The organism is Pseudoalteromonas apostichopi (assembly GCF_030297135.1).
Lineage (GTDB): Bacteria > Pseudomonadota > Gammaproteobacteria > Enterobacterales > Alteromonadaceae > Pseudoalteromonas > Pseudoalteromonas apostichopi.
In genome coordinates this window covers 392,299-415,300 of record NZ_AP028065.1, presented here as the reverse complement: position 1 = coordinate 415,300, position 23,002 = coordinate 392,299, and the positions used below count along the sequence as shown (strand labels likewise).

At 41.2% G+C, this 23,002-nt stretch carries 20 protein-coding genes and 10 tRNA genes; 5 read left to right on the top strand and 25 right to left on the bottom strand.

Annotated features, from left to right (window positions below; genetic code table 11):
- Genes rlmH through leuS form a run of 6 tightly spaced genes read right to left on the bottom strand, consistent with a single transcriptional unit; the run spans position 1 to position 5,642 of the window.
- Positions 1-471 carry a 23S rRNA (pseudouridine(1915)-N(3))-methyltransferase RlmH gene (gene rlmH, locus QUE86_RS01865; protein ID WP_036967350.1) on the bottom strand — a complete coding sequence of 157 codons (471 nt, stop codon included), beginning with the start codon at positions 469-471 and terminating at the stop codon, positions 1-3.
- 27 nt (positions 472-498) lie between these two features.
- Entirely contained in the window at positions 499-816 is a 318-nt protein-coding gene (gene rsfS, locus QUE86_RS01860) for a ribosome silencing factor (RefSeq protein WP_130051162.1), read from the bottom strand.
- Positions 817-872: 56 nt separating this feature from the next.
- A complete protein-coding gene (gene nadD, locus QUE86_RS01855) occupies positions 873-1,508 on the bottom strand; it encodes a nicotinate-nucleotide adenylyltransferase (protein WP_286258842.1) in 636 nt (211 codons plus the stop codon).
- 12 nt (positions 1,509-1,520) lie between these two features.
- Positions 1,521-2,561, bottom strand: a complete 1,041-nt coding sequence (gene holA, locus QUE86_RS01850) for a DNA polymerase III subunit delta (protein ID WP_286258840.1) — start codon at positions 2,559-2,561, stop codon at positions 1,521-1,523.
- On the bottom strand, positions 2,561-3,052 hold the full coding sequence (locus QUE86_RS01845; RefSeq protein WP_286258838.1) for an LPS-assembly lipoprotein LptE: 492 nt from the start codon (positions 3,050-3,052) through the stop codon (positions 2,561-2,563). The genes holA and QUE86_RS01845 overlap by 1 nt, the downstream gene beginning before the upstream one ends.
- 1 nt (position 3,053) lies before the next feature.
- Positions 3,054-5,642, bottom strand: coding sequence for a leucine--tRNA ligase (gene leuS / locus QUE86_RS01840; protein WP_286258836.1), 2,589 nt, complete (start codon positions 5,640-5,642; stop codon positions 3,054-3,056).
- Positions 5,643-5,828: 186 nt separating this feature from the next.
- Between leuS and QUE86_RS01835 the strand changes: the two genes are divergently transcribed.
- The 4 genes from QUE86_RS01835 to QUE86_RS01820 all read left to right on the top strand — a co-directional run bounded on the left by QUE86_RS01835 (position 5,829) and on the right by QUE86_RS01820 (position 10,551).
- Positions 5,829-6,287, top strand: coding sequence for a zinc ribbon-containing protein (locus QUE86_RS01835; RefSeq protein ID WP_130051167.1), 459 nt, complete (start codon positions 5,829-5,831; stop codon positions 6,285-6,287).
- 69 nt (positions 6,288-6,356) lie between these two features.
- Positions 6,357-8,759 carry a Lon protease family protein gene (locus tag QUE86_RS01830; protein WP_130051168.1) on the top strand — a complete coding sequence of 801 codons (2,403 nt, stop codon included), beginning with the start codon at positions 6,357-6,359 and terminating at the stop codon, positions 8,757-8,759.
- Positions 8,756-9,232, top strand: coding sequence for a BamJ family beta-barrel-assembly machinery protein (gene bamJ, locus QUE86_RS01825; protein ID WP_178927164.1), 477 nt, complete (start codon positions 8,756-8,758; stop codon positions 9,230-9,232). Before QUE86_RS01830 ends, bamJ begins: the two co-directional genes overlap by 4 nt.
- A 404-nt stretch (positions 9,233-9,636) precedes the next feature.
- Positions 9,637-10,551, top strand: coding sequence for a hypothetical protein (locus QUE86_RS01820; RefSeq protein WP_286258832.1), 915 nt, complete (start codon positions 9,637-9,639; stop codon positions 10,549-10,551).
- A gap of 60 nt (positions 10,552-10,611) precedes the next feature.
- Here QUE86_RS01820 and lnt read toward each other — a convergent pair whose 3' ends face one another.
- The 5 genes from lnt to miaB are packed head-to-tail and all read right to left on the bottom strand — an operon-like array spanning position 10,612 to position 16,046.
- Positions 10,612-12,159, bottom strand: a complete 1,548-nt coding sequence (lnt, locus tag QUE86_RS01815; protein WP_286258829.1) for an apolipoprotein N-acyltransferase — start codon at positions 12,157-12,159, stop codon at positions 10,612-10,614.
- A complete protein-coding gene (gene corC / locus QUE86_RS01810) occupies positions 12,140-13,024 on the bottom strand; it encodes a CNNM family magnesium/cobalt transport protein CorC (RefSeq protein ID WP_130051171.1) in 885 nt (294 codons plus the stop codon). The genes lnt and corC overlap by 20 nt, the downstream gene beginning before the upstream one ends.
- 22 nt (positions 13,025-13,046) lie before the next feature.
- Positions 13,047-13,502, bottom strand: a complete 456-nt coding sequence (gene ybeY, locus QUE86_RS01805; RefSeq protein ID WP_286258827.1) for an rRNA maturation RNase YbeY — start codon at positions 13,500-13,502, stop codon at positions 13,047-13,049.
- A complete protein-coding gene (locus QUE86_RS01800; RefSeq protein WP_054551658.1) occupies positions 13,499-14,551 on the bottom strand; it encodes a PhoH family protein in 1,053 nt (350 codons plus the stop codon). Before QUE86_RS01800 ends, ybeY begins: the two co-directional genes overlap by 4 nt.
- 49 nt (positions 14,552-14,600) lie before the next feature.
- Complete coding sequence (gene miaB / locus QUE86_RS01795) at positions 14,601-16,046, bottom strand: tRNA (N6-isopentenyl adenosine(37)-C2)-methylthiotransferase MiaB (protein WP_130051173.1); 1,446 nt, start codon at positions 16,044-16,046, stop codon at positions 14,601-14,603.
- 257 nt (positions 16,047-16,303) lie between these two features.
- On the opposite strand from miaB, the gene QUE86_RS01790 reads away from it, so the two are divergent.
- Positions 16,304-17,473, top strand: coding sequence for an FAD-dependent oxidoreductase (locus QUE86_RS01790; protein WP_130051174.1), 1,170 nt, complete (start codon positions 16,304-16,306; stop codon positions 17,471-17,473).
- A gap of 169 nt (positions 17,474-17,642) precedes the next feature.
- On the opposite strand, the gene QUE86_RS01785 is transcribed toward QUE86_RS01790, so the two are convergent.
- From QUE86_RS01785 to QUE86_RS01720, 14 genes are all read right to left on the bottom strand, one after another.
- Positions 17,643-17,717 (bottom strand) — tRNA-Gln (locus tag QUE86_RS01785).
- 38 nt (positions 17,718-17,755) lie between these two features.
- Positions 17,756-17,840, bottom strand: a tRNA-Leu gene (locus tag QUE86_RS01780).
- Between the two features lie 67 nt (positions 17,841-17,907).
- Positions 17,908-17,982: transfer RNA gene (locus QUE86_RS01775), tRNA-Gln, on the bottom strand.
- Positions 17,983-18,022: 40 nt separating this feature from the next.
- Positions 18,023-18,107, bottom strand: a tRNA-Leu gene (locus tag QUE86_RS01770).
- Positions 18,108-18,174: 67 nt separating this feature from the next.
- Positions 18,175-18,249 (bottom strand) — tRNA-Gln (locus QUE86_RS01765).
- 40 nt (positions 18,250-18,289) lie between these two features.
- A tRNA-Leu gene (locus QUE86_RS01760) sits at positions 18,290-18,374 on the bottom strand.
- 88 nt (positions 18,375-18,462) lie between these two features.
- Positions 18,463-18,539: transfer RNA gene (locus tag QUE86_RS01755), tRNA-Met, on the bottom strand.
- Between the two features lie 4 nt (positions 18,540-18,543).
- Positions 18,544-18,618 (bottom strand) — tRNA-Gln (locus QUE86_RS01750).
- A gap of 36 nt (positions 18,619-18,654) precedes the next feature.
- A tRNA-Leu gene (locus QUE86_RS01745) sits at positions 18,655-18,739 on the bottom strand.
- Positions 18,740-18,799: 60 nt separating this feature from the next.
- Positions 18,800-18,876, bottom strand: a tRNA-Met gene (locus tag QUE86_RS01740).
- Positions 18,877-19,495: 619 nt separating this feature from the next.
- A complete protein-coding gene (gene ychF, locus QUE86_RS01735) occupies positions 19,496-20,587 on the bottom strand; it encodes a redox-regulated ATPase YchF (protein ID WP_130051175.1) in 1,092 nt (363 codons plus the stop codon).
- Between the two features lie 34 nt (positions 20,588-20,621).
- Entirely contained in the window at positions 20,622-21,206 is a 585-nt protein-coding gene (pth, locus tag QUE86_RS01730; RefSeq protein ID WP_082874093.1) for an aminoacyl-tRNA hydrolase, read from the bottom strand.
- A 19-nt stretch (positions 21,207-21,225) separates the two neighbouring features.
- Positions 21,226-21,837 carry a 50S ribosomal protein L25/general stress protein Ctc gene (locus QUE86_RS01725; RefSeq protein WP_130051176.1) on the bottom strand — a complete coding sequence of 204 codons (612 nt, stop codon included), beginning with the start codon at positions 21,835-21,837 and terminating at the stop codon, positions 21,226-21,228.
- Between the two features lie 152 nt (positions 21,838-21,989).
- Entirely contained in the window at positions 21,990-22,937 is a 948-nt protein-coding gene (locus tag QUE86_RS01720) for a ribose-phosphate pyrophosphokinase (RefSeq protein WP_130051177.1), read from the bottom strand.
- Positions 22,938-23,002 lie beyond the last annotated feature (65 nt).

Here is a 23,002-nt window from a genome sequence, read left to right as displayed (position 1 = left end):
CTACTCGCGATGATAAGGGTGGTTGTTATTCAAGCTCCAGCCTCGGTATAGGCTTTCTGCAACAATAATGCGCACCAATGGGTGCGGTAGTGTAAGGTTTGATAATGACCACTTTTGCTCAGAGGCTGCGATACACTCTGGTGCTAAACCTTCGGGTCCACCAATCAACAAGCTGACATCACGACCATCAAGCTGCCATTTTTCCATGCTTTTCGCCAACTGGTGGGTATCCATGGGTTTACCCGTTACTTCAAGAGTAACAATACGGTTACCTTTAGGAATAGCTGCAAGGGTCTTTTCACCTTCAAGTTGTAAAATACGTTTGATATCAGCATTTTTACCACGTTTACCAGCGGGGATTTCAATAAGCTCAAGCGGCATATCACGCGGAAAGCGACGTTGGTATTCTGTGAATCCGGTTTCAACCCATGCTGGCATTTTGGTGCCAACAGCAATCAATTGTATTTTCAAAATGGTTACCTATGTCCTTGCTAAGGGTTAGCCCCAAAGTTTTTCTAGATCATAGAAGTCGCGAGTTTGGTCTTGCATTACGTGCACAACCACATCACCTAGATCAACCAGCACCCATTCGCCTTCGTTTTGGCCTTCGTAACCGAGAGGCTCTTCTCCAGCATGGCGTGCTTCTTTAGCAACGTGATCCGCAATAGATTGTACGTGGCGTTTAGAGTTTCCTGAGCATACTAATAAATAATCAGTAATATCAGACTTACCACGAACATCAAGTTGCACCACATCACGGGCTTTCATATCGTCGACTTTATCAAGGGCAAATGCGAGTAGTTGTTTAGAATCCAAAGTGTTATCTCAAAAATAAATAATCTTAATTTGTTATTTTATCACGCAGACAGTATTTATTCATCTGTTTGGTAAAGATGATGCTGCGCAATGTATTGACTTACCGTGGTAGGTAAAAGTTCCGCTATATTATCATTTAAATGCAGCTTTTTTCTGATTTCGCTTGAGGCAGCATTAACTTGTAAGCCATCTAAAAAGAATAACTTACCTGCATGGGTTTGTTGCAGTTGGCTGAGCTGCTCAGTAAAAGCATTTTCTTTATAAACCGCTAACTCACCACTTACTTGACAGTGTTGACTCGGACGTTGATAAACAACGATATGGCATAGTTCGACAATTTCTTGCCATTTAAACCACTTGTCTAGGCTATTGAATGAGTCCATGCCGATTAAAAACATAATCGGTGAAGACGGATTTTCTGCACGAAGCTCTTTTAAGCTCAGTAGCGAATAAGATGCACCTTCTCTATTTAACTCTCGATAATCAATAGCAAAATGTGGGTTGTTTTCAATCGCGAGTTTCAGCATGTTAATTCGATGCTCATCACTTATTCCTGGCTTAGCTTTGTGAGCGGGAATAGCGCAAGGCATGAAGTAAAGGGTATCAAGTTGACACTGCTGAACGCATTGCTGGGCCATATTAATATGACCTAAGTGAATCGGGTCAAAGGTGCCACCGAAAATAGCAATCATGAATTGTCACTCTTAGTCGAAGACTGGGTGGCAAGGTAAAGGTATTGCCACTGGTTGGCAAAACATTAAGCATATGTGCATTAATGCTTGGTAGGGAGCTACGAGGTTCCCTTGTTTATAAGCTGCATCAAACTGAGCTAACTGAACTGTAATTTGTTCGAGTACTTTAATATTTAAGCGGTTTAAGGCTTGTTGAACAATCGCTTGTTGATTTTTCCAAATATTAAATTGCTTGTATAAATCAGCCATGTTGGCACCATTTAAGCGCCCATGTTGCATCGCCAGTAAATTTGCAGCTTCTTTGTTAATAGCCCAAAAAATACTCATTGCTTCGGTATTATCAGCGGCAAGTTTAGTCATTACTTTAACGGCTTGCTTGGCTTGGCCATTTAATAGAGCATCACTTAAGTCAAAAATATCAAACTTAGACTGGTTAAGCAGTCCTTGCATTACGGCTTGTTGGTCAATTAGCTCACTGCCGTAGAGTAAAGACAGTTTTTCTAGCTCTTGATGACAGGCAAGTAAATTACCTTCTGAGGCATCAATCAAGCTTTGTTTAGCATTGTTATGAAGGTTCAAGTTTAAACGGTAACATTGCTCATCCAACCAACGACTTAGGTGATTACCTGTGAGGGGATAACAAGGAACGAATAAGCCTTGTTTATCTAAGGCCTTAAACCAAGCACTGCGTTGAATATCTTGGCTGGCTTTGGCACCTTTTAAAACCAAAATAGTATCGGGATTAGCAAGCTCAACAAGTTGTTTAAAGATTTGGCTGCCTTGAGTACCTGGTTTTTGCTCGTTTAAATCAAACTCAATTAAGGTACGAGCACTAAACAGCGACATACTCTGGTATTGAGCAACAATTTCTTGCCAATCAAAACCTGGCATTAAGGTAAATTTAATGACCTCGTCAAAGCCTTGCTGTTTAGCAGCTTGGCGAATTTGCATGACACACTGTTCAATTTGAAAAGGCTCTTCACCAAAGACCATGTAAAAAGGCGCTAGGCCTTTTTTTAACTGGCTCGGAAGTTGGTTTGCATAACAACGCATTAGAGTTTTGATAACTCACGAACGATACGGCGACTCGCTTGTTTACGAATTTCGTTTAATAGTAAATCAAGTTCTTTTGCCTTTGCAAGAGCATTGTCAGGGTCGTCTTGGTAGTTACGATACAGCTCAAAGCTTTGATTTATGGCTTTTTGACCTGGTCGCTTTAGGGTATAGCTTACACTATAGGCAAGTTCATATTCAGCAACCTGACCATTATCAAATAATGACAATATTTGACGCTCTAGACGGTCTTTGTGGATGATTAACTCAGGGTATAGGCTGTCACTTTCGTTTAGCTTTACTTGACTAGCAATAAGCTCTTTCTCAACTAATTCGAATAGCGCTGATTTTTCATCATCACCAGCAAGGGTGATCACTTTCAAGTCTTCAGGCAAATTAGAGGCTTTCTTTAAGTGAAAGCCACAACTTGTTAGTAGTAAACAGACTAGCGCAAGGGCTAGTCCGTTTTTCAGTGCTTGAAGCGCTGCCATCTTAATTAGCAACCACGTTAAGTAGTTTGCCAGGTACGTAAATCACTTTACGGATGGTTACGCCATCAGTGAACTTAGTCACGTTTTCTTCAGCAAATGCTAGCGTTTCAACTTGCTCTTTCGTTGCATCTGCAGGCACTGTTAACTTAGCACGTAGCTTACCGTTAACCTGTACAATGATTAGCTTCTCATCTTCAACAAGCGCTGATTCATCAACCTTTGGCCATGCTGCATCTAAGATGTCGCCTTCTTTGCCAAGGTCTTGCCATAACTGGTGACACATATGCGGCGTGATAGGCGCAAGCATGATAAGCAATGCTTCAAGAGCTTCGTTAGCAATAGCTACATCTTGCTTATCTGCAAGTGGTGCTTTTAATAATTTGTTAGAGATTTCCATGATTGCTGCAATCGCGGTGTTGAATGTTTGACGACGTTCAACGTCATCAGTTACTTTTGCAATTGCTTTATGAAGCTCACGACGTAGTACTTTTTGGTCGTTGTTTAATGCTGACTTATCAAGCGCTTGGTAGCCTACTGTTTCTACATCAACAGCGTATTTCCAAATACGTTTTAAGAAACGCATTGCACCTTCAACACCTGAATCAGACCATTCAAGAGTTTGCTCTGGTGGTGCTGTAAACATCATGAATAAACGAACTGTATCTGCACCGTACTCGGCAATAACTTGTTGTGGGTCGATACCGTTGTTTTTCGATTTCGACATTTTGCTCATGCCTGCAGAGAATACTGGCTCGCCATCTTCTTTGTGCCAAGCCTTAACAACACGACCTTTGTCGTCTGTTTCAGTTTGTACGTCTGTTGGGGAAATCCAAATATCACCGCCTTTCTCATCTTTACGATAGAAAGTATCTGCTAATACCATGCCTTGACATAGTAAGCGCTCAAATGGCTCATCTGAGTTAACTAAACCGAAGTCACGTAATAGTTTGTGGAAGAAGCGCGAGTAAAGTAAGTGCAAGATCGCATGCTCAATACCACCAATGTATTGGTTTACTGGTAACCAGTAATTTGCGGCACCTGGCTCAATCATACCTTCGTCAAAACGAGGGCTACAGTAACGTGCGTAATACCATGATGACTCCATAAAGGTATCGAAGGTATCAGTTTCGTGGAATGCAGGTGCGCCATTTACAGTTGTTTTAGCCCACTCAGGGTCAGCTTTGATTGGCGAAGTAACACCATTCATTACTACGTCTTCAGGTAAGCGAACTGGTAACATGTCTTCAGTTGCTGCAAGCTCATCACCATTTTCGTCGCTAAGCATTGGGATTGGAGAACCCCAGTAACGCTGACGGCTAACACCCCAGTCACGTAAACGGAAGTTAACTTTACGCTCACCGACACCAAGTGCTTCTAGTTTATCTGCAACCGCATTAAACGCTGCTTCAAACTCAAGACCATCGAACTCACCTGAGTTAACTAACACGCCTTTTTCTGTGTAAGCTTGGTTGTCTAAATCAACCGTTTCTTCAGAACCTGCAGCTGGTGCGATAACTTGGGCAATCTCAAGGCCATAAGCTGATGCAAACTCGTAGTCACGTTGGTCATGTGCAGGAACAGCCATTACAGCGCCTGAGCCGTAATCCATTAATACAAAGTTAGCAACCCAAATTGGTACTTGCTTACCTGTTAATGGGTGAATCGCATAAAAGCCAGTAGCAATGCCTTTTTTGTCCATGGTTGCCATGTCTGCTTCTGCGATTTTCGTGTTTTTACACTCATCAACAAACATTGCCACAGCATCGCTGTTTTTAGCTGCTTCTTGTGCAATTGGGTGACCTGCTGCAACAGCAACATACGTCACACCCATGAAGGTATCAGGGCGAGTTGTATAAACACTGAATGTATCGTCGTTATCAGCACGCTTGAATTCGATTTCTAAGCCTTCAGAACGACCAATCCAGTTGCGTTGCATGGTTTTAACTTGCTCAGGCCAGTGATCTAGTTTGTCTAAATCATCTAATAATTCTTGTGCGTAATCAGTGATTTTGATAAACCATTGTGGAATTTCTTTTTGCTCAACAATGGCACCTGAACGCCAACCACGACCATCAATTACTTGCTCGTTCGCTAGTACTGTTTGGTCAACTGGATCCCAGTTTACTGTTGACATCTTTTTGTATACTAAGCCTTTTTCGTAAAGCTTAGTGAAGAACCACTGTTCCCACTTATAATATTCTGGATGACATGTTGCGATTTCACGATCCCAATCATAACCAAAGCCAAGTTGCTTTAACTGATCGCGCATGTAATCGATGTTTTCGTAAGTCCACTTAGCAGGTGCGGTGTTGTTTTTGATTGCCGCGTTTTCAGCAGGAAGACCAAACGCATCCCAACCCATTGGTTGCATTACGTTTTTGCCTTGCAAGCGTTGGAAGCGAGATACTACGTCACCAATGGTGTAGTTACGAACGTGACCCATGTGGAGTCGGCCGCTTGGGTATGGGAACATCGATAGGCAGTAATACTTTTCTTTGCTCTCATCTTCAGTGACTTTAAATACTTGGTTTTCTTCCCAGTAGGCTTGTACTTTTGACTCTATGTCTTGCGGGTTATATTGCTCTTGCATCTACGATTCCAGACTTCTTGCAAATTAATAAAAAATTGTCGATAAGGATAACCCAAAATACATGCTAATCACAGCGGCAAATAGGCGCTTTTATTAATTTTCCAATGAAATATATTTTCAGGACAGGTTAACCTATACTCAACTAGTATAACGATTGATTTTTCATCACTTTTGAAGGAGTAAACGATGGCAGATTATAAATCTTGGCTTAGTGATTTGAGTGCTTGGCTTAAAGACGTAAAAGAGAATGAGCTAAAAGATGCAATGGAGAAATTTGTTGAGTCAGAGCAGGCACTTAAAGATTTAGGTCAAGAAAAGCTATATCAGTATCGTGACTATTTAAAGCGCGATATTGACCATATCAAAGAAAACGACAGTCATTATGACTCACTCGCTTGGCTAGAGCTCAAAGAGTCTCTTTGGTACGAATTGTCGCATATCGAAGATAAAACCCAGCTTGAATGGCAAGCATTAAACCAAGATTTTAAACACAATGGTGTGTATCAAGAAGGAGAATGGATAGCCATGGGCACATTAGTATGTAAAAATTGTCAGCATAGTTACGATGTTTACCATGCTACGCAAATTACTCCTTGTACTGAATGTGGCGGTATTTATTTTCGCCGTAAGGCATTACAACCTTAATCAGTGACGCAGGCTTGTGCTGGGCGTTACCTATAATGCCCAGTCAAAACTGGGAAATAAGAAGTTAGAATGACAAAAAAACTAATCCCTCTACCTGTTTCTGCGTTAGCACCTGAGATTGCTGCAAGCCATGTTGCCACTTGCATGCAAAACCCATATCCAGAAGCCTTACCATTTATTGGCCAGCAACGTGCACAAAGTGCCCTCGACTTTTCATTGGGGATGGAATTACCTGGATATAATGTTTATGTAATGGGTGAAGCGGCGCACGGACGTTACACCTTAGTAAAAGACAAGCTCACAGCCCATTCAAAAGACCGCCCAACGCCTAATGAGTGGTTGTACGTTAATAACTATGAAGACCACCGCGAGCCTATTGCGTTATTTATGCAAGCTGGTCAATCAAAACAGTTAGCAGACGATATTGATTCTTTCATTGATGAAGTACTCGATACATTCCCCGCTGCTTTTGATAATCCTGGTTATCAACGTAAGAAAAAATCAATCGACCGTGAGTTTACCGATACTTACGATGCGGCAATTACATCAGTCGAAATTGCTGCTCTTGAGCAAAGTGTGGCTCTGATTGAAGAAAATGGCGTCGTTGGCTTTGCGCCTTTGGTTAACGGTAAACAACTGAGTGACAGTGAATTTGCAGCCCTTGAAGAGCCATTGCGTATTGAGTTTTATGAGGTCATTGAAAAACTTGAAGATGCATTAATCGAAGCTCTGATTGAGCTGCCACGCTGGAAGCGTGAGTCATCTGAGAAACTGCGTAACCTTAAAAAATCAACTGCAGAGCTTGCCACTAAACCACTAATTAAAGCCCTTGAACACAAATATGCCACGCATATTGGTGTGTTACGTTACTTAAAAGACATTCGTGAAGAAATCATTGATGCAGTGCTTGAGTGGCTCGACGACGATGAAAACGACGAAAATAAAGAAGACTTTGACCGTAAAGGGATGCTCACAGACTTCTTTGCGCCAAATATCTTAGTAGAATACAAAGAAGATGATGCAGCGCCTGTGGTGTATGAGCCAAATCCAACGTTTGGTAATATCTTCGGAAAAATTGAATATGCGACTTCGCAAGGCTCTTTAATCACCAGTTACCGTTCAATACAACCAGGTGCATTGCACCGTGCTAATGGTGGTTATTTGATTATGGATGCAGAGAAAGTTATGTCTAACCCACAAGTGTGGGATGGCCTTAAGTTATCTTTAAAAACGCATCAAATCAAAAACGACTTACCTTATCAAGACAGCTCTGTGGGGAGTAGCTTTACATTACGTCCGCAGCTTATTCCCCTTGATGTAAAAATAGTGCTGCTAGGCTCACGGGAGCTCTATTACACAATAGGTGAATATGACGAAGAGTTTGCTGAGTTATTTCGTGTACTCGCTGATTTTGATTACTATTTGCCAAGCAGTGACAAACTGCAATATCAGTTCATTACCAAGGTCACTGAATATTGTCAGCAGACACTTAATTGCACAGTAAATGAAGCAGCGATGGCGAGGTTATTAAAATTTAGTTATCGTCAAGCTGAACATCATAACAAGCTCTCAGCTCGTTTTGCTGATGTATTAGAATTAGTGGCAGAAGCCAGTTTTTATGCCAAGCAAGATGGGCAAACTGTGATTGATGCTCATCACATCGATGAAGCTATTGTAGGTAAGCAATATCGCACCGGGCAAATTTCAGAAACCATGTTGAGTGATATCAAAGAGGGGCAAATTTTAATTGCTACTGAAGGTCACGCCGTGGGCAAAGTGAATGGCTTAACCGTGCTGCACATTGGTGATACTTCATTTGGTACCCCTGCACGTATTACCGCCACTGTGTACGCAGGTGCAGATGGCGTTATTGACGTTGAACGTGAAGCCGAGCTGGGTAAAGCAATTCACTCAAAAGGGGTGATGCTATTAACCGGTTACTTAGGTAATAAATATGCTCAGCAATTTAGCCTAACGCTCAGTGCCAATATCGCAATCGAGCAAAGCTATGGTTACATTGATGGTGATAGCGCCTCATTAGCAGAGCTTTGCGCGCTAATATCGGCAATTACTAATTTACCTATTAGCCAATCTATCGCGCTTACAGGCTCAATTAACCAGCATGGAGACGTGCAATCAATCGGTGGCGTCAACGAGAAAATAGAAGGCTTCTTTAAGCTTTGTAAAATGCGTGGCTTAACTGGTGAGCAAGGGGTGATTATTCCTAAATCAAATCAAGTCAATTTAGTGCTTGATGACGAAGTGCTCGATGCGGTAGAAAAAGGACGCTTTAACATTTATGCCGTTGAAACAGTTGATCAAGCACTGAGTTTATTAATGGATAAAGACGCAGGCGAAATGACACCACAAGGTTATCCTGATGGCTCAATAAATGCCCTAGCATTAGCAAGGCTTGCCAATATTGCTGATATCGTTAATGGCGATAATGATGATGAGAAGGACGCAGAATGATTAATTTAATACTTTTACTGATCATTGGTATTTTTTGCTTTTTAATTTTTAAAAATAGTAAAAAGGCGAAGCTACAAGCCCTTGAAAATGAAAAACTAGCAGCGGACTTTTTAGCGAACAATAGTAAAGCCGACGATGTTCATGAAACAGCATCTGGGTTGCAATACAAAATTGAGCAAAGTTCAGGGAATGACACAAAGCCAAATGCAACCAGTAAAGTAAAGGTTCATTATCATGGTACGCTTATGGATGGCAGTGTTTTTGACAGCTCAGTGGTAAGAAATTCGCCAATCAGCTTTGGCTTAAATCAAGTGATTGCTGGCTGGACTGAAGGCTTACAACTCATGAGTGAAGGGGATAAGTTTACCTTTTATATCCCGCCGCAGCTTGCGTACGGCCGTAAACGCGTAGGCAGTATTCCAGCAGGTTCATTGCTGATATTTGACGTAGAGTTGATAAAGATAGAATCTTAAATTTAATCTGCAATAGTACTTGTTCACCTAGTTAAGCGAATGAGTATAAAACACAAAAAAGGCTTCATAATGAAGCCTTTTTAATTGCCTGCTAAAGTAGTTGAACAGATTAACCTCAACGCAAACATTATTGAATGTAAAGTAGCTGAGACTTTTAAAGTAATTTGCTCTTTCGAACATGCACGTTGCAGGGTAATAACTAGCTAATCTTGCGTTGACAAAATTGCTCAATCGCTGTACAAATTCTGCAGTACCCTTTTTAGGTCTTTCGTTTTTGTTGAAGTAGTAAAGCCTAATCTCATTTTTTAAAATGAACTCCTATAGCCCTTAGAAAACCTTCTGAAAATGAGGTTATTTCTTTTATTTGGTTATTTTAAAGTTGCATTAATAAAAGGATTTTTTGAATGTACAAACAAATATTATTATTTATTATTTTTTCGGGAATATCTTTGTCTGCTTTTGGTCTGGCAGAAGTTGAAATCTGCAATAATTGCTCTCAAAATCAAACAGACAAGATTGCAAGGCTAAGCGTTAACTCTGATACTAAAGCTGTCATTGTAGTCGATATGATTAATGAAACAGCATTAAAATACGATACTCACTACATTGAAGATCGTTATGGTGAGCCAGTAGTTAATGTTTCTTTGTCTGAGCTTAGTAATGATGAACTTTTTGATTTAGACCTCCTCTATGAATACCGCAAAGAGTTAGTACGTGTAATAACGCGCGCTTCTGAAAAGAGTATGCTCAAAAATGGGCAAAGTACTCAACGTAATATATCAACCCCTAAGCAAACTAATACCAATGCAAATGATAATTCCCCGTTTGGAAAGGAGATTGAAGTCAAGGGAAGTCCCTATGACTTTTTGCTTGCCAGTTATTTTAGAAATGATGTTTATGACTTTTATTTTGCGGGTGAGACATCAGCTTTAACAAAAATATTATTACCAACTAAGGGAACAATTAAATTTCCGAATATTAATAAGTTAAAGCTATATGTTCGTATAAACTTTTATAGTGATGATTTGGCTAAAAGCCAAAATGGTTTTATTAGCGTAACACTAAATCCAGTAATTAAGTCATTTAATATTTTAGGTGGGCGAGATGGATTTAAAAACTCAATTCCTTTGAACCACGACGAAATTAGTGGTCATGATTTTATATTCGCAACTGCTAAGAGCGAAGATAAAAATGAGAGCGAAAGTAATGAGCAAGCTAAGTTTGAAAGATACACCAGTTCACTAGACGGAGGAGTTAGCTGCCGAGTTGTGGGAACTAAAACGATGGCAAATAACAAGATATATACTTATCAATGCTAGGATTATAAGTTAAAAGAGTGGAGTTGCCACTCTTTTAACTGTCGTTAAAACTTAAAATTATTATTTCTTAACTCTTACAAGTACACCAACAGTACTGAGTAATATCACTACAATCCACACTGGCCAATTACCATATTGGCTGTAAATACTATCGCCTTTAATTAAAGTAATATTGGCTTCGAGTACATCCGCTTTAAATTGCGGCATAGCTAATTGTGATTTAGCGATAGGGTCGTAAACGGCGCTAATACCATTGTTAGTAACTCGAATTAACGGGCGCTGTAATTCTAGGGCGCGCATACGCGCTATTTGCATATGCTGATGTGGGCCATGAGAGTCTCCAAACCACGCATCATTACTAACCGTAAATAAGATATCAGAATCGCTGCGATAATTACCACGAACCAACTCAGAAAAAGCAATTTCATAGCATATAGCAGGTAAAATGTTTAAACCATTTGCGCGTAAATTGTTTTGCACTTCATCACCACGGGTGAAAGATGACATCGGCAAGTCAAACAGTGGTGCGATTGGGCGCAGAAAATCTTGAAACGGCACAAACTCACCAATGGGTAATAACTGATGCTTTTGGTAGCGGTTTTTACCTAAATACTGATAATCACCCTCACTGTCTTCTTGTTCTTTTTTACCCAGCACAATCAAAGTATTAAAAATGTTACGCGTGTCGTATTGGTAATCGACGATGCCGGTAATAAGTGCAGTGTTATTAAACGTTGCAGCACTATTGAGGCCTGTTAAATACTCGGTTGATAATGCTTCAAGCTCGGGGACTGCTGCCTCTGGCCAGACAATTAAATCTGCATTCCAATGTAGGCGAGTCATATCTTGGTATTTGCTCATCGTCGTCCAAAACTCAGACGGCTCAAAGCGAAGATGCTGTTTAATATTACCCTGCACCAGTACAGTTTTAATAGTTTTGTCTTGGTAGTGAAGCTGATTGCTGTTTGCAATCGTATATAAGCCTGCTAAAAGAGCCACAGATGCGATAAGTGGTTTAGTATCTTTGTATGCTATACGATATAAGGCAAACGCAATTAACATGCATACAAGCGTGATACCGAACTCGCCAATTACGGGCGCTAAGAAATTAAGTGGGCTGTCTGTTTGCGTGTAACCAAAGCTAAGCCAAGGAAAGCCTGTCAGCAATGTGCCACGTAAGTACTCTGTGGTTGCTATAGCGGCTAGTAACCAACAGATAAAGCTATATGGGCCTTTAGCAAGGCGTGTAGTCAGCCAAGCGGCTAATGCAGGATACAGAGCTAAATAAGCACATAGCAGCACCATTAATGATAGTGATGCTATTAACGGCATACCACCAAAGGTCGCTATTGATACATGAACCCAACTTATGCCGGCGCCAAACCAGCCTAAACCAAATATAAAGCCATATTTAGCACTTTGTTTAGCAGCTAATTTACCGTTTGCGAGTGGGTTTATGCAGTAGAGCAGGGCACCAAGAGAAAGAAAAGTTATAAACCATAGGTTATAGGGTGCGTAACTTAAGGTTAAAAAGAGGCCCGCAACAAGTGCGAGCCAGGCTTTTTTATCTTTTGCAAGGTGGCTTAGGTTAGTTAGCAGTTTCTTCACTGTCGTTATCATCAGCCTTTGGAATGGTGACTTGCAATTGTAAGATGCGGCGGTTATCTGAGTTAGTGACTTTAAAGTGTAAGCCTTCTACTTCGATGGTTTCACCACGGCTTGGCATATGGCCAAATGCATGTAAAACAATACCACCTATGGTGTCAGCATCAGAGGTGCTGTAACCGGTTTTAAAATATTCGTTAAAGTCATCAACTTCAGTCAGTGCTTGCACAGCGTAAACGTGCTTTGCAACTTGGCGAATATCTTGTAGGTCTTCACTTTCATCGTGCTCGTCTTCGATTTCACCAACGATGATTTCAAGAATATCTTCGATAGTTACAAGACCAGACACACCACCATACTCATCAATAACGATAGCCATGTGGTAACGTTGTTGACGAAACTCATTTAGGAGCGTGTCAACACGTTTACTTTCAGGCACTACAACCGCAGGGCGTAAATATTCACGTAATGAAGGTAGTTGATCATCTTTATTGATGATCAGTGGTAATAAATCTTTTGCTAATAAAATACCTTCAACATGGTCTTTGTCTTCACACACCACTGGAAAGCGTGAATGTGTTGAATCAACCATCATAGGCAATAGTTCTTCTAAAGGTGTATCAACCTCTAAGGTCACCATTTGCGAGCGTGGGATCATGATGTCACGCACTTTTAGCTCTGATACACCTAGTACCCCTTCAATCATGTCTTTGGTTTCAGGGTCGATAAGGTCGCGTTCTTGCGCATCGGCAATTACTTCTACCAGCTCTTCTCTATTCTGGGGTTCCCCTTGCAACATTTGGGCTATGCGGCCCAGCCACGTTTTGCCAGAAGAACCCTGGCTAGTTTGCGAGTTGTCGTCGCTCATTGCGTCTAATTGCTCCGTTAATTTAAATATCGTCTCGATATGGGTCAGCGATGTTCAGATCGGCAAGTAATTGCTTTTCTATGCTTTCCATTTCAAGTGCATCTTCGTCCTTTATATGGTCAAATCCAAGTAAATGCAAGCATCCATGGATAACCATATGGGCAAAATGGTCGTGAAAGGTCTTTTCTTGCTCAATTGATTCGGCTAAAACAATGGCCGGACAAATGATTAAATCACCTACTAAAGGTAACTCAATGCCCGGTGGTGCTTCAAATGGAAAAGATAAGACATTAGTCGGTTTATCTTTGCCGCGGTAATCATTGTTGAGCTGCTGGCTTTGCGCTTCATCACTGATCACTATGGTCAGTTCTGCATCTTCACGGTGATTGCTAAGGGCTTTGTCAGCCCACAGCTGGAATTGTTCAAAGCTTGGTAAGTCGTCAAACTCACAGGCTATTTGTAAATCTAATTCGGTCACGAGTTTGCTTCTTGTTGGTTTGCTTGCGCTTCTTTCGCACGTTGTTTCTCAGCACGTTTTAAACGCTCTGCTTCATCGTTGCGCTCATAAGCTTCAACGATACGGGCAACAACCGGATGGCGCACCACATCGTGTGATTGGAAGAAGTTAAAGCTAATTTCATCTACACCGTTTAATACTTCGATGGCATGGCGAAGACCTGAACGAGCACCACGGGGTAAATCGACTTGTGTAATATCACCAGTAATTACCGCTTTTGAGTTAAAGCCAATACGGGTTAAGAACATTTTCATTTGTTCTGCTGTGGTGTTTTGGCTTTCATCAAGAATAATAAACGCGTCATTCAGTGTACGACCACGCATGTAGGCAAGGGGCGCTACTTCAATCACGTTTTTCTCAATCAGCTTTTCAACTCGCTCAAAGCCAAGCATTTCAAATAACGCATCGTATAATGGGCGTAAATAAGGGTCGATTTTTTGGCTTAAGTCACCCGGTAAAAAGCCTAGCTTTTCACCTGCTTCAACTGCAGGGCGGGTTAATAAAATACGGCGAATTTCTTGACGCTCTAAGGCATCAACAGCTGCTGCAACGGCTAAATAAGTTTTACCTGTACCGGCTGGGCCAATACCGAAAGTAATATCGTGATGCAAAATATTAGCAACATACACGCCTTGATTATCATTGCGCGGTTTAATAACGCCACGGCGAGTTTTAATCACCATGTCTTTGCCATATACACCTGGATTTTCATCTTGCTCAAGAGCATTTGATTCGCTAATCGCCAAATGTACGGCTTCAGGTTCAATTTCGCCAATCAGGCCGCGAATAGGTTGAGTTTCAATATAGAGGTTTTTTAGGATCTCAACAGCCGCTGCTGCAAGGTGCAGTTTACCGGTTACCCTGAAGAAATTATCACGGTGTGCTATCTCAACACCAAGGCGGCGTTCAATTTGCTTAATGTTTTCGTCAAACGGACCACATAAAGATGAAAGGCGTTTGTTGTCGGCGGGTTCTAAATAAATCTCTAATGTTTTTAACTGATTACTCAAAATTGCTTCCTATTGATGGGTGCAGGCAGTGCCTGCACCAAGTGTCACCCTAAGGTACGAAAGTAGCAACGCCAATTTCGTTAGGGGCCGCAGCGGCCTCAGCTTCAGCAGCTTTACTTAAAATAGCTGAAGGTGCCACATCACGACGTAAGTTCATTTCTGATTCTGTACGAATTAACTCACCACGTAAAGAGTTTGGCAATGCTTCTGTAATACGCACATCAACGAATTGACCGATCACTGAGTGAGGGCCTTCAAAGTTAACCACACGGTTATTCTCGGTACGGCCACGTAATTCCATAGGATTCTTTTTAGAAGGGCCTTCAACTAGAATACGTTGTTCAGTACCAAACATTTGTCGGCTGATTTGTTGTGCCATTTGCGTAATACGATTCTGTAGAAGGTATAAACGCTCTTTTTTCTCTTGCTCTGTCACATCATCAGGTAAATCAGCAGCAGGAGTACCAGGTCGCGCACTGTAGATAAAGCTGAAGCTCATATCGAAACCAATATCATTAATTAGGTTCATGGTTGCTTCAAAGTCAGCTTTACTTTCGCCAGGGAAACCAATGATGAAGTCAGATGACATGCTTAGGTTAGGGCGAATTTTACGTAGCTTACGGATTGTAGATTTGTACTCAAGTGCAGTGTGACCACGTTTCATTAAATTAAGAATACGGTCTGAACCACTTTGTACTGGTAAGTGTAGGTGATCAACAAGCTCAGGTACGTCTGCATACGCATCAATGATATCTGGCGTAAATTCTACAGGATGCGATGTGGTGTAACGAATACGGTCAATACCGTCAATTGCAGCTACATAACGTAGTAGGTCAGAGAAGTAACAAATCTCACCGTCATGAGTTTCACCGCGATACGCATTTACGTTTTGTCCAAGTAGGTTCACTTCACGAACGCCTTGCTCTGCAAGTTGTGCTACTTCAAGTAATACGTCATCAAGTGGACGGCTTACTTCTTCACCACGCGTATAAGGTACTACGCAGAATGTACAGTATTTAGAGCAACCTTCCATAATTGATACAAACGCAGTAGGGCCTTCCGCTTTTGGCTCAGGTAAACGGTCGAACTTTTCAATCTCAGGGAATGAAACGTCAACTACCGAGCTGCTGTCGCCACTTTGCACTTGCTTAATCATTTCTGGTAAGCGGTGTAATGTTTGCGGGCCAAAGATTACATCAACAAACGGCGCACGTTGACGAATCGAGTCACCTTCTTGCGAGGCAACACAGCCACCAACACCAATGATTAATTCTGGTTTGTCGTCTTTTAACAGTTTCCAACGGCCAAGCTGATGGAATACTTTTTCTTGTGCTTTTTCACGGATTGAACAGGTATTGAGTAAGATCACGTCTGCGTCTTCAGCTTCTTCAGTTAACTGATAGCCGTTAGTCGCATCTAGTAGATCAGCCATCTTCTGAGAGTCGTACTCGTTCATCTGACAACCCCAGGTTTTAATATGCAGCTTTTTACTCATTGAAATATAGCCTCGTTTTCAATTCGGTAGTGACACAAAAATGTGTTAGAAACAGGATTAAGTGGCAGTATGCCGACCTAAAGGACGCGTATTTTAGCTGGATACCCGCACAGATCCAAGTATAGTTTTTATCTTTGTGGTGTGAAATCAAACAAGTTACTGTTTTGAAATTCATAAGCGGTAAATGCACTGACACGCAATATTGAATTACGTTACAATTTGTCGCGTATTTTAATAGCCAAATGAGCGAATATTAAATGAATAAAAATAAGGTAATAATTGTCGGTGGTGGCATGGTCGGCGCTGCTACAGCGGTAACACTGGCTAAACAGGGTAGGGATGTCACCGTCATTGAAAAGCACCTTATCGATGCTGATCACATTCTTAGTTCAGATAAAGTAGATATTCGCATTTCGGCTATTAATCGTTTTTCAGAAAACTTACTCGACGACCTAGGTGCAATGCCGTTACTTAGGCAAAATCGCATCGCGCCTTATCAACAGCTTGAAGCCTACCAGCAGCAAGACGAGAATCTATTGTTTGATTGCAAAGATATTGGCGAAACACATTTAGGTCATTTAATAGAAAATAATTTAATACAAGCCAGTCTTTGGCAACAATTTGCTAAGTACAACATTGAAGTAATAGAACAAACGTCACTAATCACAGATATTAGTCAAACGCCTGATGCAATTACCTTACATTATGGTGATACTAAATATACCGCTGATTTAGTTGTTGCTGCAGATGGCGGACAGTCCCAATTACGTACCAAAGCTGGCTTAGGTGTAACGGGTTGGCAGTACGGCCAACACTGCATGGGGGTTTTAATCAAATTAGATGCACCGCAGCAAGTAAAAACATGGCAACAATTTACCCCAACCGGACCTGTGGCGTTTTTGCCAATGCAGGCACCGTATGCCAATTTAATTTGCTATCACGACGCTGCGGTATTAAAGCAATGGCATAAACTCTCAAATGAACAACTGAAAGCAAAGCTTATAGAGCACTTTCCTGAGCTACCAGGCGACTTTGAGGTACTTGAACATGCCGTTTTTCCACTTGCACGCCAACATGCTAATGATTATTCACAGGGGCGTTTAGTTTTGGTTGGCGATTCGGCTCACACAATAAACCCACTTGCAGGTCAGGGCGTGAACTTAGGTTTTCAGGATGTCGTCGCGTTGGCTGATATTTTGGCAGAACAACAGGATGTTGGTCACCATGATTTATTAAAACGCTATGAGAAAAAACGCCGTCACGCTAATTTACTAATGATGAGTATGATGGATGCGTGTTACTTTGGCTTTTCAAATGAGGTTAAACCACTTAGCTGGGTGCGCAGTAAGTTTTTAAAGCTTGCAAATAATACAGGTCCTGCAAAAAACTGGGTGTTAAAGTATGCTATCAGCGGGACATTAGATTAATACAAATTCGTAATCAATACTAACAAGCGGGTTAATGAAAATTAGCCCGTTTTTTTATGTAGATATAATCGAGTACAATTTTGAAGAAATTAGAAATTAGAAATTAGAAATTAGAAATTAGAAATTAGAAATTAGAAAGGGAAGTTAGAAATTAGAAAGGGAAGTTAGTTGGCTGGGATACCAGGATTTGAACCTGGGAATGGCAGGATCAAAACCTGCTGCCTTACCGCTTGGCGATATCCCAACGCTAAACTTGAAGAGTTTTAGTTCTACTTAAGAACATGGTGCGGAAGGAGAGACTTGAACTCTCACAACCGAAGTTACTGGAACCTAAATCCAGCGCGTCTACCAATTCCGCCACTCCCGCATCAAAGAATTTGCTATTTTCAACTCTTAGCTAGAGACATTCTTCAACACTTTCTTGGTAGAGAAAGTGGCTGGGATACCAGGATTTGAACCTGGGAATGGCAGGATCAAAACCTGCTGCCTTACCGCTTGGCGATATCCCAACAAAGAATAATTTGATAGTTTTGGTTCTTATCAAGAACATGGTGCGGAAGGAGAGACTTGAACTCTCACAACCGAAGTTACTGGAACCTAAATCCAGCGCGTCTACCAATTCCGCCACTCCCGCATCAAAAGGGTTGCTACTTTCAACTCTTAGCTAGAGACATTCTTCAACACTCTCTTGGTAGAGAAAGTGGCTGGGATACCAGGATTTGAACCTGGGAATGGCAGGATCAAAACCTGCTGCCTTACCGCTTGGCGATATCCCAACAAAGAATAAGTTGATAGTTTTGGTTCTTATCAAGAACATGGTGCGGAAGGAGAGACTTGAACTCTCACAACCGAAGTTACTGGAACCTAAATCCAGCGCGTCTACCAATTCCGCCACTCCCGCATCATTTGTACTTAAAAGTACTGGTAGTTATTTTAAACTCTTCATTGAGTACAGTTTAAACTCCTGTAGAGCCATTCTAAAGAAAGAATGGTGGCTAAGACGGGATTTGAACCTGTGACCCCATCATTATGAGTGATGTGCTCTAACCAACTGAGCTACTTAGCCATTGTGGCTGGGATACCAGGATTTGAACCTGGGAATGGCAGGATCAAAACCTGCTGCCTTACCGCTTGGCGATATCCCAACAAAAGCTTGATAGTTTTAGTTCTTATCAAGAACATGGTGCGGAAGGAGAGACTTGAACTCTCACAACCGAAGTTACTGGAACCTAAATCCAGCGCGTCTACCAATTCCGCCACTCCCGCATCATTTGTACTTAAAGTACTGGTAGTTATTTTAAACTCTTCATTGAGCAACAAAAAGAATGGTGGCTAAGACGGGATTTGAACCTGTGACCCCATCATTATGAGTGATGTGCTCTAACCAACTGAGCTACTTAGCCATCTTTTTTGTTAGCACTTCATCGCTGAGTGCGGGGCGTATTATGCTGATATGACCTAAATCCGTCAACACCTTTTTTGCAAAAAAACGCTTATCTGTGTTTGTTTGCGCTAAAATTAAGCTAAGTGGCTAAATTTCATTTGAATTGCTGTTTTTTTGACAGCTATTTGCCAATTTAAAACTGCAATCTGCTTTGAGGTTGCTATTACACTGATTTTAATCTGATTGATTTTTAAACAAAAATCAAGTTACAAAATTAGTTAGTGTGTTCTTTTAGGCTGTTTAATCGCATAAAAGTCAAAGTTAAGGGTTTTCAATAAGCACTTTAGCTAAAAATAGTTTGCACTTTTACCTATTATTGGTTCATTAATTCAGCAATAGGGTAGATTGAATTGATACTGACCTTATTAACTTTATGGTTAAACTGTTGTTGAGATCAGCTTGCTTAACTCATATGTGTAAAAATACGATTTGCAATCAATACACGTAAATTAAAGAACATTAATCCCCTAAAGTGACAGGCATCTTTAAGGCTAGCATTATCTACAAAGCTAGCAAAACTTAGGTAATAAAAAAGGCTCGTAATAACGAGCCTTTTAAAATAAAACTAGCGAAAATGCTTATACGTTAAATAAGAAGTTCATTACATCACCATCTTTAACGATGTATTCTTTACCTTCTTGGCGCATTTTACCTGCTTCTTTAGCACCACTTTCACCTTTAAACGCAATGTAGTCATCAAATGCGATAGTTTGTGCACGGATAAAGCCACGCTCAAAGTCAGTGTGGATTTTACCCGCAGCTTGTGGCGCAGTTGCACCTACAGGGATTGTCCATGCACGTACTTCTTTTACGCCTGCAGTGAAGTATGTTTGTAATTTAAGTAACTCGTAACCACCGCGGATCACTAAGTTAAGACCTGGCTCTTCTAAACCTAAGTCAGCCATAAATTCTAATTTATCTTCTTCTTCAAGCTCAGATAACTCAGATTCAATAGCAGCACATACTGGAATAACAACGGCATCTTCTGCAGCAGCAATTTCACGTACTTTATCTAGGTAAGGGTTATTTTCAAAACCATCTTCTGCTACGTTAGCAATGTACATAGTTGGTTTAATTGTTAAGAAGTTAAGAGGCTTAATTGCAGCCTGTTCTTCTTTTGTTAGTTCTAAAGAACGTAACGTTAAACCTTCATCTAGATGTACTTTCACTTTTTCTAAAACAGCATTTTGTTCTTTAGCGTCTTTGTCGCCGCCTTTAGCTTTTTTAGCATTACGTAAAATGGCTTTGTCAGCACTGTCCATATCAGCCAGTACTAATTCAGTGTTAATTACATCAATATCATCAGCAGGGTCAATTGTGCCAGCAACGTGAACAATGTTTTCATCTTCAAAACAACGAACAACATGACCAATCGCATCTGTTTCACGAATGTTTGCTAGGAACTGGTTACCTAAACCTTCACCTTTAGATGCACCTTTTACTAGACCGGCAATATCAACGAATTCCATCGTCGTTGGTAAAATACGCTGAGGATTTACGATAGCGGCTAAATCATTTAAGCGCGCATCAGGAACCGGTACCACACCCGTATTTGGTTCGATGGTACAGAAAGGGAAGTTAGCGGCTTCAATACCCGCTTTAGTTAGTGCATTAAATAGTGTTGATTTACCAACGTTTGGCAAACCAACGATGCCACATTTAAAACCCATAGTAAGATACCTTGTGTAATTTCATTAAAACGGATTAAGGTTTAAATGAATGTAGTCTGTTTTGTGCTTTTAACACACCATCTTTTGCAAGTATTTCCATACAACGAACTGCTTCGTCAACGGCGGCGTCCATTTTTTCTTGATCGTCTTTCGCAGCTTTACCTAGCACCCAGCCTGTTACCATTTCTCGGTGACCAGGATGACCAATGCCAATACGAAGACGCATGAAATCTTTTTGGTTTGCCATTTTCGCAATAATATCTTTTAAACCGTTGTGACCGCCGTGGCCACCACCTTTTTTAAGTTTTGCAACCCCTGGTTCTAAGTCCATTTCATCGTGTGCAACGAGAATGTTCTCTACAGGAATTTTAAAGAAATTAGCGAGACTACTCACCGCTTTACCACTTAAATTCATATAAGTCGTAGGGATCAGTAATTTAAATTCTTGGCCTTGAATAATCACTTTGCCAGTGAGGCCGTGATATTTTGGATCATGTTTGAGTGTGCAGTTATAACGTGCAGCCAGTTCTTCGATGAACCAAGCACCTGCATTATGGCGTGTATTTGCGTATTCGGGGCCTGGATTAGCCAGGCCCACAAGCATTTGAATAGAATTCAAGGTGTTTACACCTTAAAAATTATTCTGCAGCGTCTTCTGAAGCTTCGTCTTCAGCAGGAGCTGCTTTGTTAGCTTTGATAGTAACAACTGACTGATCGTGATCAGCGCCTTTAGCTAGCTCAACAGATGAAACACCTGAAGGAAGTTTAAGGTCAGAAAGGTGGATTGAATCACCTGCTACTAGATCAGCAACATCAACTTCTACGAACTCAGGAAGTGACTTAGGAAGACACGTGATTTCGATTTCAGTTAATTGGTGAACAACTGTGTTGCCTGCTTTAGTTACTTTGTCTTCACCGATGAAGTGTACTGGCACTTTAGTGTGAAGTTTGTGAGTAGCATCTACACGTTGGAAGTCTAAGTGAGTGATCTTAGGCTTGAACGGGTGACGTTGAATATCTTTAAGGATAGCTTCAACTGACTCGCCACCGATGTTTAAAGTAAGGATATGCGTGTAGAAACCTTCGTCTTCTTGCGCTTTGATCATATCTTTGTGTGCAAGAACGATTGATGCAGCTTCTTTGTCAGCACCGTAAAGGATTGCAGGAACTTTATCTTCACGGCGTAGGCGGCGGCTCGCACCAGTACCTGTTTCTGTACGTAATTCTGCATTGTATGTGTAAGTTGACATAATGTCTCCAATAATTAATAGTCTTAGGGCCTTTGCGACCAAGGTCCCCAGCCAAAAGGCGCGCTATCATACCACCCCTTTCAGGGAAAATAAATAACGACTACAAAAAAAGCACCTAGGCGGTGCTTTTTATAGTATTTCAGTGACTTTGATTAGTGTTCAAACATCGCTGAAATAGATTCTTCGTTGCTGATACGACGGATTGTTTCAGCAAGCATATCTGCAAGCGTGAGCACTTTGATTTTATCAATTGCTTTAAGCTCATCAGTTAATGTAATTGAGTCAGTTACGATAACTTCGTCAATCACTGAATTACGGATGTTCTCAGCTGCATCACCTGAAAGCACAGGGTGAGTTGCGTAAGCAAATACGCGTTTTGCACCGTGCTCTTTAAGTGCTGCCGCTGCCTTACATAAAGTGCCACCAGTATCGATCATATCATCAACGATGATACAGTCACGACCTTCAACGTCACCAATAATGTGCATTACTTGTGAAACGTTTGCTTGCGGACGACGCTTGTCAATAATAGCAAGGTCTGTGTCGTTTAATAGCTTAGCGATTGCACGAGCACGAACAACACCACCGATGTCAGGAGAAACAACCACAACATCATCGAAGTCGCGTTCTTTCATATCTTCAAGTAGCACTGGGCTACCAAATACGTTATCAACTGGTACGTCGAAGAAACCTTGGATTTGTTCAGCGTGTAAATCAACCGTCAGAACGCGGTCAACCCCAACACTTGAAAGGAAATCTGCAACTACTTTAGCTGTGATTGGAACACGCGCAGAACGCACGCGGCGGTCTTGACGTGAGTAACCAAAATAAGGAATAACTGCGGTAATACGTCCAGCAGATGCACGACGTAGGGCATCAACCATAACGATAAGCTCCATCAGGTTATCGTTAGTGGGGTTACAGGTTGATTGGACAATGAAAACGTCAGAGCCACGAACATTTTCATTAATTTGAACACTGATCTCACCGTCACTAAAACGGCCAACAACAGCATCGCCTAATTCAATATACAAACGTTTTGCAACTTTTTGAGCTAGCTCAGGTGTTGCGTTACCAGCGAAGAGCTTCATGTCAGGCACGGTAGGGTTCCTCAGGCACTGAATTTTGGGACTAACAGGCTATGGTAGGCACCAAAGCAGGTTAA

What these genes read in the sequence shown, in the direction of transcription:
- nadD (WP_286258842.1), bottom strand. Translation starts at nt 1,508, where the DNA reads ATGATTGCTATTTTCGGTGGCACCTTTGACCCGATTCACTTAGGTCAT.
- holA (WP_286258840.1), bottom strand. Translation starts at nt 2,561, where the DNA reads ATGCGTTGTTATGCAAACCAACTTCCGAGCCAGTTAAAAAAAGGCCTA.
- QUE86_RS01845 (WP_286258838.1), bottom strand. Translation starts at nt 3,052, where the DNA reads ATGGCAGCGCTTCAAGCACTGAAAAACGGACTAGCCCTTGCGCTAGTC.
- leuS (WP_286258836.1), bottom strand. Translation starts at nt 5,642, where the DNA reads ATGCAAGAGCAATATAACCCGCAAGACATAGAGTCAAAAGTACAAGCC.
- QUE86_RS01835 (WP_130051167.1), top strand. Translation starts at nt 5,829, where the DNA reads ATGGCAGATTATAAATCTTGGCTTAGTGATTTGAGTGCTTGGCTTAAA.
- QUE86_RS01830 (WP_130051168.1), top strand. Translation starts at nt 6,357, where the DNA reads ATGACAAAAAAACTAATCCCTCTACCTGTTTCTGCGTTAGCACCTGAG.
- bamJ (WP_178927164.1), top strand. Translation starts at nt 8,756, where the DNA reads ATGATTAATTTAATACTTTTACTGATCATTGGTATTTTTTGCTTTTTA.
- QUE86_RS01820 (WP_286258832.1), top strand. Translation starts at nt 9,637, where the DNA reads ATGTACAAACAAATATTATTATTTATTATTTTTTCGGGAATATCTTTG.
- corC (WP_130051171.1), bottom strand. Translation starts at nt 13,024, where the DNA reads ATGAGCGACGACAACTCGCAAACTAGCCAGGGTTCTTCTGGCAAAACG.
- miaB (WP_130051173.1), bottom strand. Translation starts at nt 16,046, where the DNA reads ATGAGTAAAAAGCTGCATATTAAAACCTGGGGTTGTCAGATGAACGAG.
- QUE86_RS01790 (WP_130051174.1), top strand. Translation starts at nt 16,304, where the DNA reads ATGAATAAAAATAAGGTAATAATTGTCGGTGGTGGCATGGTCGGCGCT.
- ychF (WP_130051175.1), bottom strand. Translation starts at nt 20,587, where the DNA reads ATGGGTTTTAAATGTGGCATCGTTGGTTTGCCAAACGTTGGTAAATCA.
- QUE86_RS01725 (WP_130051176.1), bottom strand. Translation starts at nt 21,837, where the DNA reads ATGTCAACTTACACATACAATGCAGAATTACGTACAGAAACAGGTACT.